14 protein-coding genes are annotated in these 15,421 nt (G+C 70.6%); 6 read left to right on the plus strand and 8 right to left on the minus strand.

Annotated elements, in window-relative coordinates; all coding sequences use genetic code 11:
* The first annotated feature begins 103 nt into the window (after positions 1-103).
* The 4 genes from ACIBJH_RS47660 to ACIBJH_RS47675 are packed head-to-tail and all read left to right on the plus strand — an operon-like array spanning position 104 to position 4,539.
* Positions 104-688, plus strand: coding sequence for a 2-oxoacid:acceptor oxidoreductase family protein (locus ACIBJH_RS47660; protein WP_399123312.1), 585 nt, complete (start codon positions 104-106; stop codon positions 686-688).
* Positions 672-1,913, plus strand: a complete 1,242-nt coding sequence (gene porA, locus ACIBJH_RS47665) for a pyruvate ferredoxin oxidoreductase (RefSeq protein ID WP_399123313.1) — start codon at positions 672-674, stop codon at positions 1,911-1,913. The genes ACIBJH_RS47660 and porA overlap by 17 nt, the downstream gene beginning before the upstream one ends.
* Entirely contained in the window at positions 1,910-2,917 is a 1,008-nt protein-coding gene (locus tag ACIBJH_RS47670) for a thiamine pyrophosphate-dependent enzyme (protein ID WP_399123314.1), read from the plus strand. The genes porA and ACIBJH_RS47670 overlap by 4 nt, the downstream gene beginning before the upstream one ends.
* Entirely contained in the window at positions 2,914-4,539 is a 1,626-nt protein-coding gene (locus ACIBJH_RS47675; RefSeq protein WP_399123315.1) for an NAD(P)-binding protein, read from the plus strand. Before ACIBJH_RS47670 ends, ACIBJH_RS47675 begins: the two co-directional genes overlap by 4 nt.
* Positions 4,540-4,598: 59 nt before the next feature.
* On the opposite strand, the gene ACIBJH_RS47680 is transcribed toward ACIBJH_RS47675, so the two are convergent.
* From ACIBJH_RS47680 to ACIBJH_RS47715, 8 genes are all read right to left on the minus strand, one after another.
* Positions 4,599-6,017: an NAD(P)(+) transhydrogenase (Re/Si-specific) subunit beta gene (locus tag ACIBJH_RS47680; RefSeq protein WP_399123316.1), complete on the minus strand. Its 1,419-nt coding sequence runs from the start codon at positions 6,015-6,017 to the stop codon at positions 4,599-4,601.
* 5 nt (positions 6,018-6,022) lie between these two features.
* Complete coding sequence (locus ACIBJH_RS47685) at positions 6,023-6,340, minus strand: NAD(P) transhydrogenase subunit alpha (RefSeq protein WP_399123318.1); 318 nt, start codon at positions 6,338-6,340, stop codon at positions 6,023-6,025.
* A complete protein-coding gene (locus ACIBJH_RS47690; protein ID WP_399123319.1) occupies positions 6,337-7,470 on the minus strand; it encodes an NAD(P) transhydrogenase subunit alpha in 1,134 nt (377 codons plus the stop codon). The genes ACIBJH_RS47685 and ACIBJH_RS47690 overlap by 4 nt, the downstream gene beginning before the upstream one ends.
* 39 nt (positions 7,471-7,509) lie before the next feature.
* The gene (locus tag ACIBJH_RS47695) at positions 7,510-8,523 is read right to left on the minus strand and encodes a zinc-dependent alcohol dehydrogenase (protein ID WP_399123320.1); all 1,014 of its coding nucleotides are present in this window, start codon (positions 8,521-8,523) and stop codon (positions 7,510-7,512) included.
* Positions 8,524-8,533: 10 nt separating this feature from the next.
* The gene (locus tag ACIBJH_RS47700) at positions 8,534-8,902 is read right to left on the minus strand and encodes a DUF779 domain-containing protein (RefSeq protein WP_399123321.1); all 369 of its coding nucleotides are present in this window, start codon (positions 8,900-8,902) and stop codon (positions 8,534-8,536) included.
* 14 nt (positions 8,903-8,916) lie between these two features.
* Positions 8,917-10,437: an aldehyde dehydrogenase family protein gene (locus tag ACIBJH_RS47705; protein WP_399123322.1), complete on the minus strand. Its 1,521-nt coding sequence runs from the start codon at positions 10,435-10,437 to the stop codon at positions 8,917-8,919.
* Between the two features lie 56 nt (positions 10,438-10,493).
* Complete coding sequence (locus ACIBJH_RS47710; protein WP_399123323.1) at positions 10,494-11,795, minus strand: GAF domain-containing protein; 1,302 nt, start codon at positions 11,793-11,795, stop codon at positions 10,494-10,496.
* 160 nt (positions 11,796-11,955) lie between these two features.
* The gene (locus ACIBJH_RS47715) at positions 11,956-13,683 is read right to left on the minus strand and encodes a GAF domain-containing protein (protein ID WP_399123325.1); all 1,728 of its coding nucleotides are present in this window, start codon (positions 13,681-13,683) and stop codon (positions 11,956-11,958) included.
* A gap of 452 nt (positions 13,684-14,135) precedes the next feature.
* Between ACIBJH_RS47715 and ACIBJH_RS47720 the strand changes: the two genes are divergently transcribed.
* Positions 14,136-14,555, plus strand: a complete 420-nt coding sequence (locus ACIBJH_RS47720; protein WP_399123326.1) for a hypothetical protein — start codon at positions 14,136-14,138, stop codon at positions 14,553-14,555.
* A 249-nt stretch (positions 14,556-14,804) separates the two neighbouring features.
* The gene (locus ACIBJH_RS47725; protein WP_399123327.1) at positions 14,805-15,239 is read left to right on the plus strand and encodes a pyridoxamine 5'-phosphate oxidase family protein; all 435 of its coding nucleotides are present in this window, start codon (positions 14,805-14,807) and stop codon (positions 15,237-15,239) included.
* Positions 15,240-15,421: the final 182 nt, after the last annotated feature.

Here is a 15,421-nt window from a genome sequence, read left to right on the forward strand (position 1 = left end):
TCACCGTGCCCTCTCGGCCCCTGTACAGGGACGTTCGGCCCCTGCGGAGTCCGTCCGTCCCCGGGATACGACGGAGGAGAAGACCATCCGGAGGGAGTACGACATGTTCCAGGTACGCATCCACGGCCGCGGCGGTCAGGGTGCCGTCACGGCCGCGGAGCTGTTGTCGGTGGCCGCGTTTCTGGAGGGCCGCCACGCGCAGGCCTTCCCGAGCTTCGGGTCGGAGCGGACGGGGGCGCCGGTCATGGCGTTCTGCCGGATCGACGACCGGCCCATCCGGGTGCGCGAGCCCGTCATGCGGCCCGACGCGCTGGTGATCCAGGACGCGACGCTGCTGCACCAGGTGAACGTCTTCGAGGGGCTGTGCCCCGGTGGCAGCGTGCTTGTCAACTCACCGCTTCCCATAGGGGACCTGGGCATCTCGGACGTGATCACACCCGGCCGCGCCCTGACCGTCCCCGCCACGTCCCTCGCCCTGCGGCACTTCGGGCGGCCGGTGCCGAACGCGGTCCTGCTGGGCGGGCTGGCCGCCCTCACCGGGTGCGTGTCCATCGACTCGCTCGCGGCAGCCATCCAGGACCGCTTCCCCGGCGAGCTGGGAACCGCGAACGCGGCCGCCGCCCGGGAGGCGTACGACCACGTCAGCACCGCTCAGTGGGAGGAGCAAGCGCATGCTCAAGCAGACTGAGGGCTCGCGGGCGGTCGCGGAGACCGTCGCGTACTGCCGCCCCGAGGTGATCGCGGCCTATCCGATCTCGCCGCAGACGCACATCGTCGAGGAGCTCAGCCGCCTGGTGAAGTCGGGCGCGCTGAAGCCCTGCGAGTACGTCAACGTCGAGTCGGAGTTCGCCGCGATGTCCATGTGCATCGGAGCCTCGGCAGCCGGTGCCCGCACCTACACGGCGACCGCCAGCCAAGGCCTCCTCTACATGGTGGAGGCGCTCTACAACGCCTCCGGCCTCGGCCTGCCGATCGTGATGACGGTCGCCAATCGGGCGATCGGCGCGCCGATCAACATCTGGAACGACCACAGCGACAGCATGTCGCAGCGCGACTCCGGCTGGATCCAGCTGTACGCGCGCGACAACCAGGAGGCCGCCGACCTGCACCCGCAGGCGTTCCGGCTGGCCGAGGAGCTGTCGCTGCCGGTGATGGTGTGCATGGACGGCTTCGTCCTCACGCATGCCTGGGAGCGGATCGAGGTGCCGGAGCAGGCCCAGGTCGACGCGTTCCTGCCGCCGTACGAGCCGCGCCAGGTCCTGGACCCGGACGAGCCCGTGTCGATCGGCGCGATGGTCGGTCCGGACGCCTTCACCGAGGTGCGCTATCTGGCGCACGCCAAGCAGATGCAGGCGCTGGACGCGATTCCGCGGATCGCCGACGAGTTCCGGGAGGTCTTCGGGCGTGACTCCGGCGGGCTGGTCCATCCCTACCGCTGCGAGTTCGCCGACACGATCGTCGTGGCGCTGGGCTCGGTGTTCGGCACCGTCTGCGACGTCGTGGACGAGATGCGGGACCGCGGGGTGCGGATCGGCGCGATGGCGATCACGTCGTTCCGCCCCTTCCCGCTGGACGCGGTACGGACCGTGCTCGGCGGAGCCCGTCAAGTGGTCGTGCTGGAGCGGGCGTTGGCGGTCGGCATCGGCGGGATCGTGTCGGCGAACGTACGCACCGCGCTGTCCGGGATCCAGCTCGACGGTCACACCGTGATCGCGGGGCTCGGCGGACGGCCGATCACCAAGGAGTCGCTGCACCGGCTGTTCGACGACGCGGTCGCCGGGCGTCTGGAGCCGCTGACCTTCCTGGACCTCAACACCGAGCTGGTGGAGCGGGAGTTGGCGCGGATGGCACAGACCAGGCGGTCGGGTCCGTCCGCGGAGAACATCCTGCGCGATGTGGGGAGCAACCGATGAGCGCCGCACCACAGGTCAAGTTCTACCAAGTGGGCAGCTTCGCCGCCGGAAACCGGCTGCTGGGGCCCGAGTTGCAGTCCGACCAGGCCGACCCGGCCCGCGCCAACGCGCTGACCTGCGGCCACCGCGCCTGCCAGGGCTGCGGCGAGGCGCTCGGTGCCCGCTACATCCTGGACGCGGCCCAACGGGCGGCCGGCGGCAAGGTGATCGCGGTCAACGCGACCGGCTGCCTGGAGGTCTTCTCCACGCCCTACCCCGAGACGTCCTGGCAACTGCCCTGGCTGCACTCCCTGTTCGGCAACGCACCCGCGGTCGCCGCGGGCGTCGCCGCCGCGCTGCGCGCCAAGGGCCGCACCGACATCCGGGTGGTCGGGCAGGGCGGCGACGGCGGCACCGTCGACATCGGGCTCGGCTGTCTGTCGGGCATGTTCGAGCGCAACGACGACGTCCTGTACGTCTGTTACGACAACGAGGCCTACATGAACACCGGCGTGCAGCGCTCCGGGGCCACTCCCCCGGCCGCGCGCACGGCCACCACCCAGGCGGTCGGCGAGGAGCCGGGCGCCCCCTTCGGGCAGGGCAAGAACCTGCCGCTGATCGCGATGGCGCACGAGATCCCCTACGTCGCCACCGCGACGGTGGCCGGCCTGCGCGACCTGGAGGCCAAGGTGCACCGGGCGATGGGCATGCGCGGCGCCCGCTATCTGCATGTGCTGGTGCCCTGTCCGCTGGGCTGGGGCACCGCGTCCCACGACACGGTGCGCATCGCGCGGCTGGCCGAACAGACGGGCCTGTTCCCGGTGTTCGAGGCCGTGGACGGCGAGGTGACCGACGTGACTCCGATACGGCGACGGGTCCCCGTGGAGGAGTACCTGCGCCCGCAGAAGCGGTACGCGCACCTGTTCAAGCCCGAGGTGCGCACCGATGTCATCGCCCACCTGCAGCGGACCGCCGACCGCAACATCGCCCGCTTCGGGCTGCTCGCCGAGGAGGCAGTGCCGTGAAGGAGAAACCGTTCGCGATCACCCTGGACGTCGGCTCCAGCCTGGCCAACCACACCGGCGCCTGGCGGACCGAGCGTCCCCAGTACGTCGACCGGCTGCCGCCGTGCAACCAGGCGTGCCCGGCCGGCGAGAACATCCAGCAGTGGCTGTTCCACGCGGAGAGCGGCGACTACGAGTCCGCCTGGCGGCAGTTGATGCGGGACAACCCGCTGCCCGCCGTCATGGGCCGGGTCTGCTACCACCCCTGCGAGACCGCCTGCAACCGCGTCCAGGTCGACAACGCCGTGGGCATCAACTCCGTCGAGCGCTTCCTCGGCGACGAGGCGATCAAGCAGGGCTGGACCGTCGAGGCTCCCCCAGCGACCTCCGGCAAGCGCGTCCTGGTCGTCGGCTCCGGCCCCGCGGGACTGTCGGCCGCTTACCATCTCCGGCTCCTCGGCCACGAGGTGACGATCCGTGAGGCGCAGGAGCAGCCCGGCGGGATGATGCGCTACGGCATCCCCCGCTACCGGCTGCCGCGCGAGGTCCTGGACGCGGAGATCGACCGCATCATGGCCCTCGGAGTCACCCTCGAACTGGACACCCGGGTCGACGACGTGCTCGCCGCCCAGCGCGACGAGGGCTTCGACGCGGTCTTCCTGGCCGTGGGCGCCGGCATCGGCAAGCGCACCTACATCCCGGCCGGCGACAGCGCGAAGATCCTCGACGCGGTGGCCCTCCTCGGCAGCATGGAGGGCGAGGGCCCGCCCCTGCTGGGGCGGCGGGTCGCGGTCTACGGCGGTGGCAACACGGCCATGGACGCGGCACGCACCGCCCGCCGCCTGGGCGCGACCGACGCCGTGGTGGTCTACCGGCGCAACCGGGACCGGATGCCGGCCCACGACATCGAGGTCGAGGAGGCCCTGGAGGAAGGCGTGCGGATGAAGTGGCTCTCCACCATCAAGCACGCCGACGAGGGGCACCTCACCATCGAGCGGATGGAACTCGACGAGACCGGATTCCCGCAGCCCACAGGCGAGTTCGAGGAACTGCAGGCCGACACGGTGGTCCTCGCCCTCGGCCAGGACTCCGACCTCACCCTGCTGAAGAACGTGCCCGATCTGACGGTCGACCACGGCATGGTCCAGGTCGCCGACGGACTGATGACGAGCCATCAGGGCGTCTTCGCCGGCGGCGACATGGTGCCCGCCGACCGCACCGTCACGGTCGCCGTGGGCCACGGCAAGAAGGCGTCCCGGCACATCGACGCGTATCTGCGCGGGAGTTCGTACGACCCGGGCACCAAGCACGCCCCGGCCGACTTCGAGAACCTCAACACCTGGTACTACGCGGACGCACCCGCCTCCGTGCGACCGCACCTCGAACTGGCCCGGCGGGTCTCGACGTTCGACGAGGTGGTGCAGGGACTGGACGAGTCCACGGCACTGTTCGAGGCCCGGCGGTGCATGTCGTGCGGGAACTGCTTCGAGTGCGACAACTGCTACGGCGTCTGCCCGGACAACGCGATCACCAAGCTCGGCCCCGGCAAGGGGTTCGCCATCGACCTCGACTACTGCAAGGGCTGCGGGCTGTGCGTGGCCGAGTGCCCGAGCGGGGCGATCGAGATGGTGCCGGAGGAGTGAGAGGGCGAGCATGAGGTGGGCCCCCGCGCCGCGAGCGCGGGGGCCCACCTCATGGCGTGTCAGCCGACGAACTCGCCGACTGCCGCCTTCAGTTCGGTCAGTCCCTTCTTCGCGTCGGTGAAGAACATGCCGGTCTTCGGGTCGGTGTACAGCTCGTTGTCGACGCCCGCGTAGCCGTGGCCCATCGAGCGTTTGATGACGACGATGCTCTTGGCCTTGTCGACGTCGAGGATCGGCATCCCGGAGATCGCGTTGCCGGGGCGGCGGGCGATCGGGTTGGTGACGTCGTTGGCGCCGATCACCAACGCCACGTCCGCCTGCGGGAATTCGGGGTTGACGTCGTCCATCTCCTTGAGCTGGGTGTACGGCACGTTGGCTTCCGCCAGGAGCACGTTCATGTGTCCCGGCATGCGGCCGGCCACCGGGTGGACGGCGTAGCTGACGTCGACGCCGTGCTCGGTCAACAGCTTGGCCAGGTCGCCCAGTTCGTGCTGTGCCTGGGCGGCGGCGAGACCGTACCCGGGGACGAAAATGACCTTGCGGGCGTACGCGAGCTGGATCGCCACGTCGTCGACGGAGATCGCGCGCACCTGGGCGGGTGCTCCGTCCGCGCCGACCGCCGTCGGGGCGCTGTCACCGGTGCCGAAGCCGCCGATCACGATGTTCATGATGGAGCGGTTCATGGCGTCGGCCATCAGCTTGGTGAGGATGCCGCCCGACGAGCTGACGAGCATGCCCGCGATGATCAGTGCGGTCTCATTGAGGACGAAGCCCGCCATCGCGACCGCCGACCCCGTGAAGGCGTTCAGCAGGGCGATGACCACCGGCATGTCGGCACCGCCGATGGGCAGCACCATCGTCACGCCGAACAGCAGGGCGACAACGACCAGTCCGTACAGGGCCATTGAGGAGTCCGGGGCCAGCACCAGCCAGACGGTGCCGACGGCGAAGGACGCCGGGAGCAGCACGTTGAGCAGGCGTGCCCCAGGGAACACCACCGGCGAGCCGGACACGAGGCCCTGCAGCTTTCCCGCCGCGACCAGCGAGCCGGAGAAGGTGACCGCGCCGATGACGATGCTCAGGGCGCCCGGCAGCGAGACGCGTGCGCCGAGCGCGGCCGGATGGTCGGCCTGCAGCAGGTCGTTGACCGCGATGAGGGCGGCGGCGCCGCCGCCAACGGCGTTGAAGATGCTGACCAGTTGCGGCATGTCGGTCATCTTGACCTCGCGCGCGGCCCACAGGCCGAGCGAGGCGCCGACGAGACCGCCGCTGACCAGGACGAGCCAGCCGGTACTGGTGATCCGGCCCTCGTGGACGACGAGCCACACCGTGCCGCCGATCGCGACGGCCATGGCCCCGGCGGAGAGCGTGTTGCCGCGGCGGGCCGTGCGCGGGTGGTTCATCAGGTGCAGGCCGATCACGAAGCAGGCGGCCGCGGCCAGGAAGACGTAGTGGACGGCGTTGGAGACGGTGTCCATGACGGTCACACCTCCGCCTTCTCGTCGTTCTTGGCGGTGGGCCGGGCCTTGAACATCTCCAGCATCCGGTCGGTGACGACGTAGCCGCCGACCACGTTCATGGCGCCGAACACCATGGCCACGAAGGCCAGCACGTAGCCGAGCCAGGTGTGCGACTCGGCCGCGATCAGCATCGCGCCGATGACGACGATGCCGTGCACGGAGTTGGAGCCGGACATCAGCGGCGTGTGCAGGGTCGCCGGGACCTTGCTGATGACCTCGATACCGACCAGGACGCTCAGCACGAAGACGGTGATCGCGGTGAGGAGGTCGAGGCTGTTCATGAGGATGCACCTCCTGTCTGTGCTGCTCCGCCCATGAGGGCGGCCGTGATCTCGTCGGTCGGGTCGAGGACGAGTTCGCCGTCGGGCGCCAGGTGGCGCAGGAGGGCGACGAGGTTGCGGGCGTAGGCGGTGGACGCGGCGGTGGCCATGGCGGACGGCAGGCGGCCGGCGCCGATCAGGGTGACGCCGTTGTCGAGGACGGTGGTCTTGTCGGCCTCGGTGCCCTCGACGTTGCCGCCGAACTCGCTCGCCGCCAGGTCGACGACGACCGAGCCGGACTTCATGCGTCCGACGACCTCGGCGGTCACGAGCAACGGCGGTTTGCGGCCGGGCACTTGGGCGGTGGTGATGACGATGTCGGAGCGGGCGATGTGCTCGTCCAGGGCTGCCCGCTGGGCCTGTTGCTCCTGCTCGGTCAACTCCCTTGCATAGCCGGTCTGTTCGGCGCCCGGTTCCGGTGCCTGGGCGGCCTGGATGTCGAGGAACCGGGCGCCCAGCGACTCCACCTCCCCTCGGGACGCGGGGCGTACGTCGTACGCCGAGACGACGGCGCCGAGGCGGCGGGCGGTGGCGATCGCCTGGAGCCCGGCCACTCCGGCGCCGAGGACGAGGACCTGCGCCGGGCGCATGGTGCCCGCCGCGGTGGTCAGCATCGGGAAGAACCGGTCGTAGGAGTCGGCGGCGAGGACCGCCGCCTTGTAGCCGGCGACGTTGGCCTGGGAGGTCAGCGCGTCCATGGACTGGGCGCGGCTGAGGGTGCGGGGCAGCAGGTCGAGGCTGACCGTGCGGACCCCGCGCCCGGTCAGTTCGTCGACGAGGGCAGGATGGCGGAGCGGTTCGAGCAGGCCGATCAGGGTCTGCCCGGTGCGCAGCGCCTCGGCGCTCTCCGGGTCCGGCGGTCCGACGCACAGCACCGCGTCGGCGCGTGCGTACAGGTCCTCCGGAGACACGACGGTCGCGCCGGCCTCGATGTAGTCGGCGTCGGCGAACCAGGCGCCGGACCCGGCACCGGCCTCGACGAGAACCTCGATTCCGGCCCGGCGCAGGAGGGTTACGGCCTCGGGTACGAGGGCGACGCGGCGTTCACCGGGCGCCCGCTCCCGGACGGCTCCTACGATGACGGTTCCCATGATCTGCTGCCTCTCCCTGTGACCCCGGGGTTGCCGGGCTCAGAATTCGAAGACGAGCCGTGCTTCGGCCCGTCCGCCGAGGACCTCGTCGAAGGAGTCGTTGACCTCGTCCAGGCGCCGCGCTTCGGCGATGACCTTGGTGCGGCCGGCCGCGTGCAGTGCGAACACCTCGGACAGGTCCTGGCGGGTGCCGACGATGGAGCCGATGACGGAGATACCGCCGAGCACGGTCTCGAAGATCGGCACGTTGATCGCGGCGTCGTCGGCGGGCAGGGCGACCATGACGAGCCGTCCGCCGCGGTTGAGCGACCGGTACGCCTGCTCGAACGCCTTGGGCGCGGCGGCCAGGACAACGGCCACGTCCGCGCCGCCGGCCTTCTTGATCTCCTCGACCGGGTCGTGGGTACGGGCGTTGACGGTCAAGTCGGCGCCGAGTTGGTGGGCCAGGCCCAGCTTGTCGGGTTCGAGGTCGACGGCGGTGACGAACCCGCCGACGAGGCGCGCGTACTGCACGGCCAGGTGGCCGAGGCCGCCGACGCCGAAGACGGCGACCCGCTCGGCCGGGGTCACCCGGGCGACCTTGATCGCCTTGTACGTGGTGACGCCCGCGCAGGTCAGCGGTGCCGCGTCGAAGGACGACACGCCGTCGGGGACCCGGACGATCGCACCGGCGCTGGCGACGGCGTACTCGGCGTAGCAACCGTCCACGGAGTAGCCGGAGTTGACCTGGCTCTCGCAGAGGGTCTCCCAGCCGGAGACGCAGTAGCGGCAGGTGCCGCAGGACGAGCCGAGCCACGGGATCGCGACCCGCTTGCCGATCAGGTCGGCGGAGACGCCCGGGCCCACGGCCTGTACGGGGCCGACGCCCTCGTGCCCGGGCACGAAGGGCGGTTGCGGCTTGACCGGCCAGTCGCCGTGGGCCGCGTGGATGTCGGTGTGGCAGAGGCCGGAGGCCTCCATCTTCACGAGCACCTGGCCGGGGCCGGGCTCGGGGACGGGAAGGTCCTGGATCTCCAGTGGCTTCCCGAAGTCGGTGACGACTGCTGCCTTCATGATCAACTCCTCAAGTGGTTGCGCACCGGGGCGCCTTGACCCGGGTCACGAAATGCAGCCCGTCTCCGGCTGCGAGGGAGAAGCCGCCCGGCATGCCCGGTTCCACGTCCAGGACGTAGAAGGGGCGGCCGTGGGCTTCGTACTGGTCCGCGTTCACGTGGAACGTGCAGCCGTCCACCACGCCGACGAGCATGTCGCCGTCCCCCAGGGCGAATTCGCCGCCCGGGAAGCACATCGGGTCGCTGCCGTCGCAGCAGCCGCCCGACTGGACGAACATCACGGGGCTACCGTGGGCGGCGCGCAGGGCCGCGATGGCCTTGCGCGCCGCACGCGTTGCGGTGACGCGCCCGACGGTGCCGTTCTCGACTGTTCCGGGCATGTCGCTGCGCTCCTCTAGAACAGCCCGAGCGGCTTGTCGCTGTAGCTGACCAGGAGGTTCTTGGTCTGGCTGTAGTGGTCGAGCATCATCTTGTGCGTCTCGCGGCCGATGCCGGAGACCTTGTAGCCACCGAACGCGGCACCCGCGGGGTACTGGTGGTAGCAGTTCGTCCAGACGCGGCCGGCCTTGATGGCGCGGCCCATCCGGTAGGTGCGTCCGGTGTCGCGGCTCCACACGCCGGCCCCGAGGCCGTACAGCGTGTCGTTGGCGATCTCCAGGGCCTCGGCCTCGTCCTTGAAGGTGGTGACGGCGAGGACGGGTCCGAAGATCTCCTCCTGGAAGACGCGCATCTTGTTGTGGCCCTTGAGGACGGTCGGCTCGTAGAAGTAGCCGTTCGCGAACTCCCCTTCCATGGTGGGCCGATGGCCGCCGACCAGCAGTTCGGCGCCTTCCTTGAGGCCGATCTCGACGTACGACGCGATCTTCTCGATCTGCTGCTTGGAGACCTGCGGGCCGATCATGGTCGCGGTGTCGAGCGGGTCGCCCTGCTTGATGGCGCGGATGCGCTCCAGGCAGCGGCCCATGAACTCCTCGTAGATGTCCTCCTGGATGAGCGCGCGCGAGGGTGCGGTGCAGACCTCGCCCTTGTTGAACGCGTACAGGACGAGTCCTTCGACGGCCTTGTCGAGGAAGTCGTCGTCGTGGGCGGCCACGTCGTTGAAGAAGATGTTCGGCGACTTGCCGCCCAGCTCCAGGGTGACCGGGATGATGTTCTGGGCCGCGTACTGCATGATCAGGCGGCCGGTGGTGGTCTCGCCGGTGAAGGCGACCTTGGCGATGCGCTTGTTGGTCGCGAGCGCCTTGCCGATCTCGGCGCCGGGGCCGTTGACGACGTTGAGGACGCCGGACGGCAGGTGGTCGCCGATGACCTCCATCAGCTTGAGGATGGACCACGGGGTCGGGGAGGCGGGCTTGAGCACCGTGGCGTTGCCGGCGGCGAGCGCCGGGGCCAGCTTCCACGCGGCCATCAGCAGCGGGAAGTTGAACGGGATGATCTGGCCGACCACGCCCAGCGGCTCGTGGAAGTGGTAGGAGATCAGGTCCTTGTCGATCTCGGTGATCGAGCTCTCCTCGGCGCGGATCGCGGCCGCGAAGTAGCGGAAGTGGTCGGCTGCGAGGGGGATGTCGGCCGCGAGGGTCTCACGGACCGGCTTGCCGTTCTCCCAGCTCTCGGCGATCGCCAGTTCCTCGCGGTGGGCGTCGATGGCATCGGCGACCGCGTTGAGGGCGGCGGCGCGCTGGGCAGTTGACGCCTCGCCCCACTTGGGCTGTGCGGAGTGCGCGGCGTCCAGGGCGAGTTCGATGTCCTCGGGTCCGGACTTCGGGACCTCGCAGATCGGCCGGGCGGTGGCGGGGCACAGGTTGGGCGAGTACTCGCCGGTGGTGGGCGCCTGCCACTTGCCGCCGATGAAGTTCTCGTAGCGGGGCGCGACATCCACGGGACTGCCCGGCCTGCCAGGAGGCTGGTACTTCATGACCGTATCCTTCCCTCGGGGTTCCCACCACGACGATCGTGGTGATGCACAACACGCTAGGAACGCGAACGCTGCAACACCGCTGCATGACGTACGACCTGGGGCGGAATGCCCCTCTCGACGTCCAGCGCATGGGCACGGGCCGCCGCCGCTGCGCGCTGCGGCGATCCGCCGGGCAAGGCGTGAGCGAGTGCCGACCATCCGGGGAGGTCGTCGGCTCCCCAGTCCGCGGCCACCCAGCGGCGCAGCAGCTCGGGGTCGCCGCTGCCGAGCACGGCACCGCGCAACTGCTGCTCCAGACACCGCCGTTGCTCCACCACGACCGGCGCGTCGGAGCGCGGCAGCAACGGCCCGGGGTAGCGGGCGAGCGCCTGCGCCACCCGCCCTTCGGCGAGGAGGTCGGAGATCTCACCGAGGTCTGTCCGCACCGGGCGCAGCAGCGCGTACGGCCGGGAACCGAGCAGGGTGGGGCCGAGGACGGCACGCAGCCGGGTCATCTCGGCCCGCAGCGTCGACGGCGAAACCTCGCGGTCCGACAGTTCGACGGCGAGCCGGTCGCCCGTCACTCCGTGAGCGGCCAGAGCGAGCGCCAGAGCGATCTCGCTGTGCCGTGGACTCAGCCGCAGCACCCGTCCACCGCATTCCAGCAAGGCGCTGTCCCGGCCGAGCACGTTGAGCCGTACGTCGTCGCATCCGACTGCGCCCGGCATCCTCACCGGTGCGGTCGATGTCCGGGCGAGGTGCGCCTCGGCGGCGAGGGCGGCTCCCCGTACGGCGGCCAGGGCCGGGGGCGTGGCAACGGTGCCGCCGCCGGAGAGGTCGACCACTCCGAGGACGCGTCCGGTCGCGGGATCGCGTATCGGGGCGGCGGCGCACGACCAGGCGTGCACGGCGGAACTGAAGTGCTCACCGGTCACGATCTGGACGGGGCGGCCCAACTCCAGTGCGGTGCCGGGGGCGTTGGTCCCGGCCTGCGTCTCGGACCAGACGGCCCCTTCGGCGAAGTGCATCCGCCGGCCCCGCTCCATCGTCGCGGAGTCGCCCTCGACCCAGAGCAGGGTGCCGTCGGCGTCGGCGACGGCGAAGACGTGCCCGTCGTCGGCTGCGCCGGCCCCCAGCAGTTCGCGGAACAGAGGCACGACCGTGGCCAGCGGATGGGAGCGCCGGTACGCGGCCAGCTCCGCGGACGCCGTGTGCAGGGGCGGCAGCCGGCTGCCGTCGGGACGGACGCCGTGCATCTCGCAGCGCCGCCACGACGCGGCGACCAGGTCACGTACGTGCGGTACCGCTCCGGGCGCCGTCACGAACCGTTCGTGTGCCGCGCGCAGAGCCGTCGCCGAGGTGGTGGAAGCGTCCATCGCACATCCCAGGTGCCGTTCTCCGGGTCCGTCACGTCCACCTCAGCGGTACGACGGGGCGAACTACAGAGGCCGAACGGCCCTGGTGACGGGGTCTCCCGGGTCCCGGCAGGAGGTCGTGGCCGGGGACCGGGAGCACGGCGGAGGAGAGGGGGTTGCCCTACTGCCCCGCCACCGGAACGCTCCACATCAGCGTGCTGCCGCCACCCTCCGGGCTGCTCAGCTCCAGGTCTCCACCGAAGTTCTGAGCCCGCTCCCGCATATTGAGCAAGCCACTGCGGCGGCCCTCGGGGGGAATGCCCACGCCGTTGTCGGTGACCGTCAGACGCACCTCGCGACCGTCCGTCTCCAGGGCTACGTCAGCGCGGCCGGCCTGGGCGTGCCGGGCGATGTTGGTCAGCGCCTCGGTCAGCACGGCGATCACCTGGTCGGCGATCTCCCGCGGCACGTCGGTGTCGACCAGGCCCTCCATCCGCACGCTGGGTGCGAAGCCGAGCACGGGGGCGGCTTCGCCGACCGCGCGCACGACACGAGCCCGGAGGCCCGTCCCTGCGCCACCGTCACGCGCCCGCAGGCCGAAGATCGTCGACCTGATGATCTTGATGGTCTCGTCGAGGTCGTCCACCGCACGCGCCACGCGCTCGGCGGCCCCGGTGTGGTCGATGAAGCGGCCGGCGCTCTGGAGGGTCATGCCGGTGGCGAACAGCCGTTGAATGGCGAGGTCGTGCAGGTCACGGGCGATGCGGTCGCGGTCCTGGAGCACCGCGACCTCTTCGGCGTCCCGACGACGCTCGGCCAGCTCCATCGCGACGGCCGCCTGCGCGGCGAAGGCCTGCAGGGTCTCGGTCTCCGTCTCCGAGAAGGGCTGCCGCCCGGCTTCCCGGGCAAGGAGGACGACGCCGCGCACACCGGCCTCGCCCGAGCCGATGGGCACGGCCACCGCGGGGCCGAGCCCCTCGAAGCGCCGCGGCTCCGAGGAGATGCGACTGTCGGTGCTCGCGTCCGCGCTGGTGACGGGGGCGGCACCGGAGAAGGCCAGCCCCATCAGGCTGCGGTCCATGGGCAGTACGAGCCCCTGGTGGGATTCGGCGTCCATGCCCACGGCGATCTCGACAGCGAGCGTCTCCGTGTCTTCCATCGGCAGGGCGACCGCCGACAAGGCGGAGCCCGTGATCTCGCCGGCCCGCTCGGCGATCATGCCGAGGACCTTGGTACGGGAGTCCCCGGACATCAGGATGTGGGTGATCTCCGCGTTCGCCCGCAGCCAGCGTTCCCGCAGCCGGGACTCCTCGTACAGACGAGCGTTGTCGATCGCGACACCGGCCGCCACCGCCAGGGTGGACAGGACCGACTCGTCCTCGTCGTCGAACTGCGCTCCGGCGCGCTTCTCGGTGAGGTAGAGGTTGCCGAAGATCTGGTCGCGCACGCGGATCGGTACACCGAGGAAGGTGTTCATCGGCGGGTGGTTGGGCGGGAAACCGTACGAGGCCGCGTGCTCGGAGATCTTCGCGAGACGCAGCGGCTCGGGATGGCGGATCAGCTCGCCGAGGATGCCGTGGCCCTCCGGGTACGGGCCGATGCGGGCGATCTGCTCCTCGGTCACGCCGACCGTGTGGAAAGCCGACAAGGCCTTTCCGTCCGGGGTGATCACGCCGAGCGCCGCGTACTCCGCGTCGACGAGAACCGCGGCGGCCTCGACGATGCTGTGCAGGGCCTGCTCCAGCTCCAGCTCCCTGCCCACGGAGAGCACCGCCTCCAGCAGACTGTGCACCCGGTCGCGGGTCCCGCGGGCCGCGTCCAGCCGCGCCTGAAGCTCCTCCAGCAGCTCGTCCAGCTTCAGCTGCGGCAGCCGTGCCCGTGCTTCCCGGGACTCCTCAGCGCTTGCCACCGGTGATCCTCCACATCCCCTCACCACACCGTGGGCGGGCGCCTCCGGTCATGTGCCACGGTAACGGTGGAAAGCCTGTGATGACACCGGATCAGGCCTCTGTAGTGCCCTCGTACCCGGAATTCCGATCATTTCTCATTCTCTTTGGGGCCGCCCTGTCACCAGTTGCCCGGACTGCCCCGTCAGCAGAGTGCGTGTGTGCCGGAGCCTTGGCGGTGGTGGCCGTCCAGGCGGTGTCGTCCATCGCCCGGGCGACCCCGGGTGTGTTCGACCTGGACCACGACGCCGAATCCGCGGGCGTAGCCCGCGCTGTCCCGCTCATGTCCCGAACACTCCGCCGACGGCGCCGGAAGGGGACCCTTGGCCCCGGTCACGGGCCGGGTGGCACTGGGCCGGACCTGATGGTGAGGCCAGTCTGGAGTTGCTGGCAAACGATCAAAGGAGTGGAGCAGATGACTCCAAGAGACACCGGCGGCGATGCCCCCACGACAACCGTCGTGCAGGTGCGGGCCGAGGGCGAGGTCGACGACGAATCCGTCGCCTATCTCCGGGCCAAGCTGGCCGTGCTGTTCGACCGGCCGGAGGTTGTCGGCAGCCGCGGCGAGGTGCGGATCGCCAGGGCCGCCGCACATCACGCCGAGCAGCCGTGGTCGGCCACGGCCGAGGTCCACGTGGGGAACGACCTCCTGGTCGTCCAGGCCAGGGAGGCGAGTGCTCACGAACTCGCGGACCGGTTGCAGGATCGGCTGCGCAGCCGCATGGAGCGCGTCGTACACCACACGGACACGGCCCGCAGGTCCGCGACCCCGCCTCCGTGGCGCGGCGGTCCGGGCGACCATCAGGAGCAGGACCAGGCGGAATCCACGGCGTAGCCGCTGCCGTGGTGCTGTAGCGGCCGTAGGGCGCCGTCGGCGCGGCCGACCAGGTTCGGTCTCCTGTCGACGGCGCCCGCCGCCCGCGTGCCGAGCCGCGGGACAACGGGGCCGGTCGGCCGACAGCCAGAGGCCGATCGGCCCTATCGGATCCCGCGCCGGCGCCGTTCCATTGGCTGATCAAGCCCCTACACGCCATGCCCACCGGCCGTATCTCGCCGGTGGGCCGTCAGCCGGAGACAGCGAACAGTGAGCGACGAACCCGTACGGAGGCTGCCCACGACCACGGAAGAGGCCTTGCGTCTGCTGGGCAGCGTGTCGATGGGGAGGATCGCCTTCACTCAGCACGCACTGCCGACCATCCGTCCGGTCAACCACATCGTCGACGACGGGGTCATCGTCATCGGGACCCACGAGGGCGCGGCCATGACCTCGCGCGCCCTCCAGGCCGACGGTTCGGGGGTCGTCGTCGCGTACGAAGCGGACGACATCGCCCCTGACACCCACCTCGGCTGGAGCGTGGTGGTCACGGGCTACGCCCACTTGGTGACCGACACCGGCGAACTGGCCCGGTATCAGGGGCTGTTGCGGCCCTGGGTACGGCAGACGACGGAATACGTGGTGCGCATCCACCCGGACCTGGTGACCGGGCTGCTGCTCGTCCCCGCCGACCGGCCCTGTTGAGGTTCGGCCGATCTCACCCAACTGACCGGGGTACCACCGCTGTTGCGCGGCGGTACCCCGGTCACGGCGTGCTTTTGGCTGCTACTTCAGCCAGTTGTGGTCGCGGACGACGGGGAGCTTGGCCCAGGCCTTGCCGAGGCCCCAGGTGGCGCCGGCGCCGACCGCCGCGAGAGCGATGATCA

Origin of the sequence: Streptomyces sp. NPDC050548 (assembly GCF_044457385.1) — a bacterium.
Classification (GTDB): Bacteria; Actinomycetota; Actinomycetes; order Streptomycetales; family Streptomycetaceae; genus Streptomyces.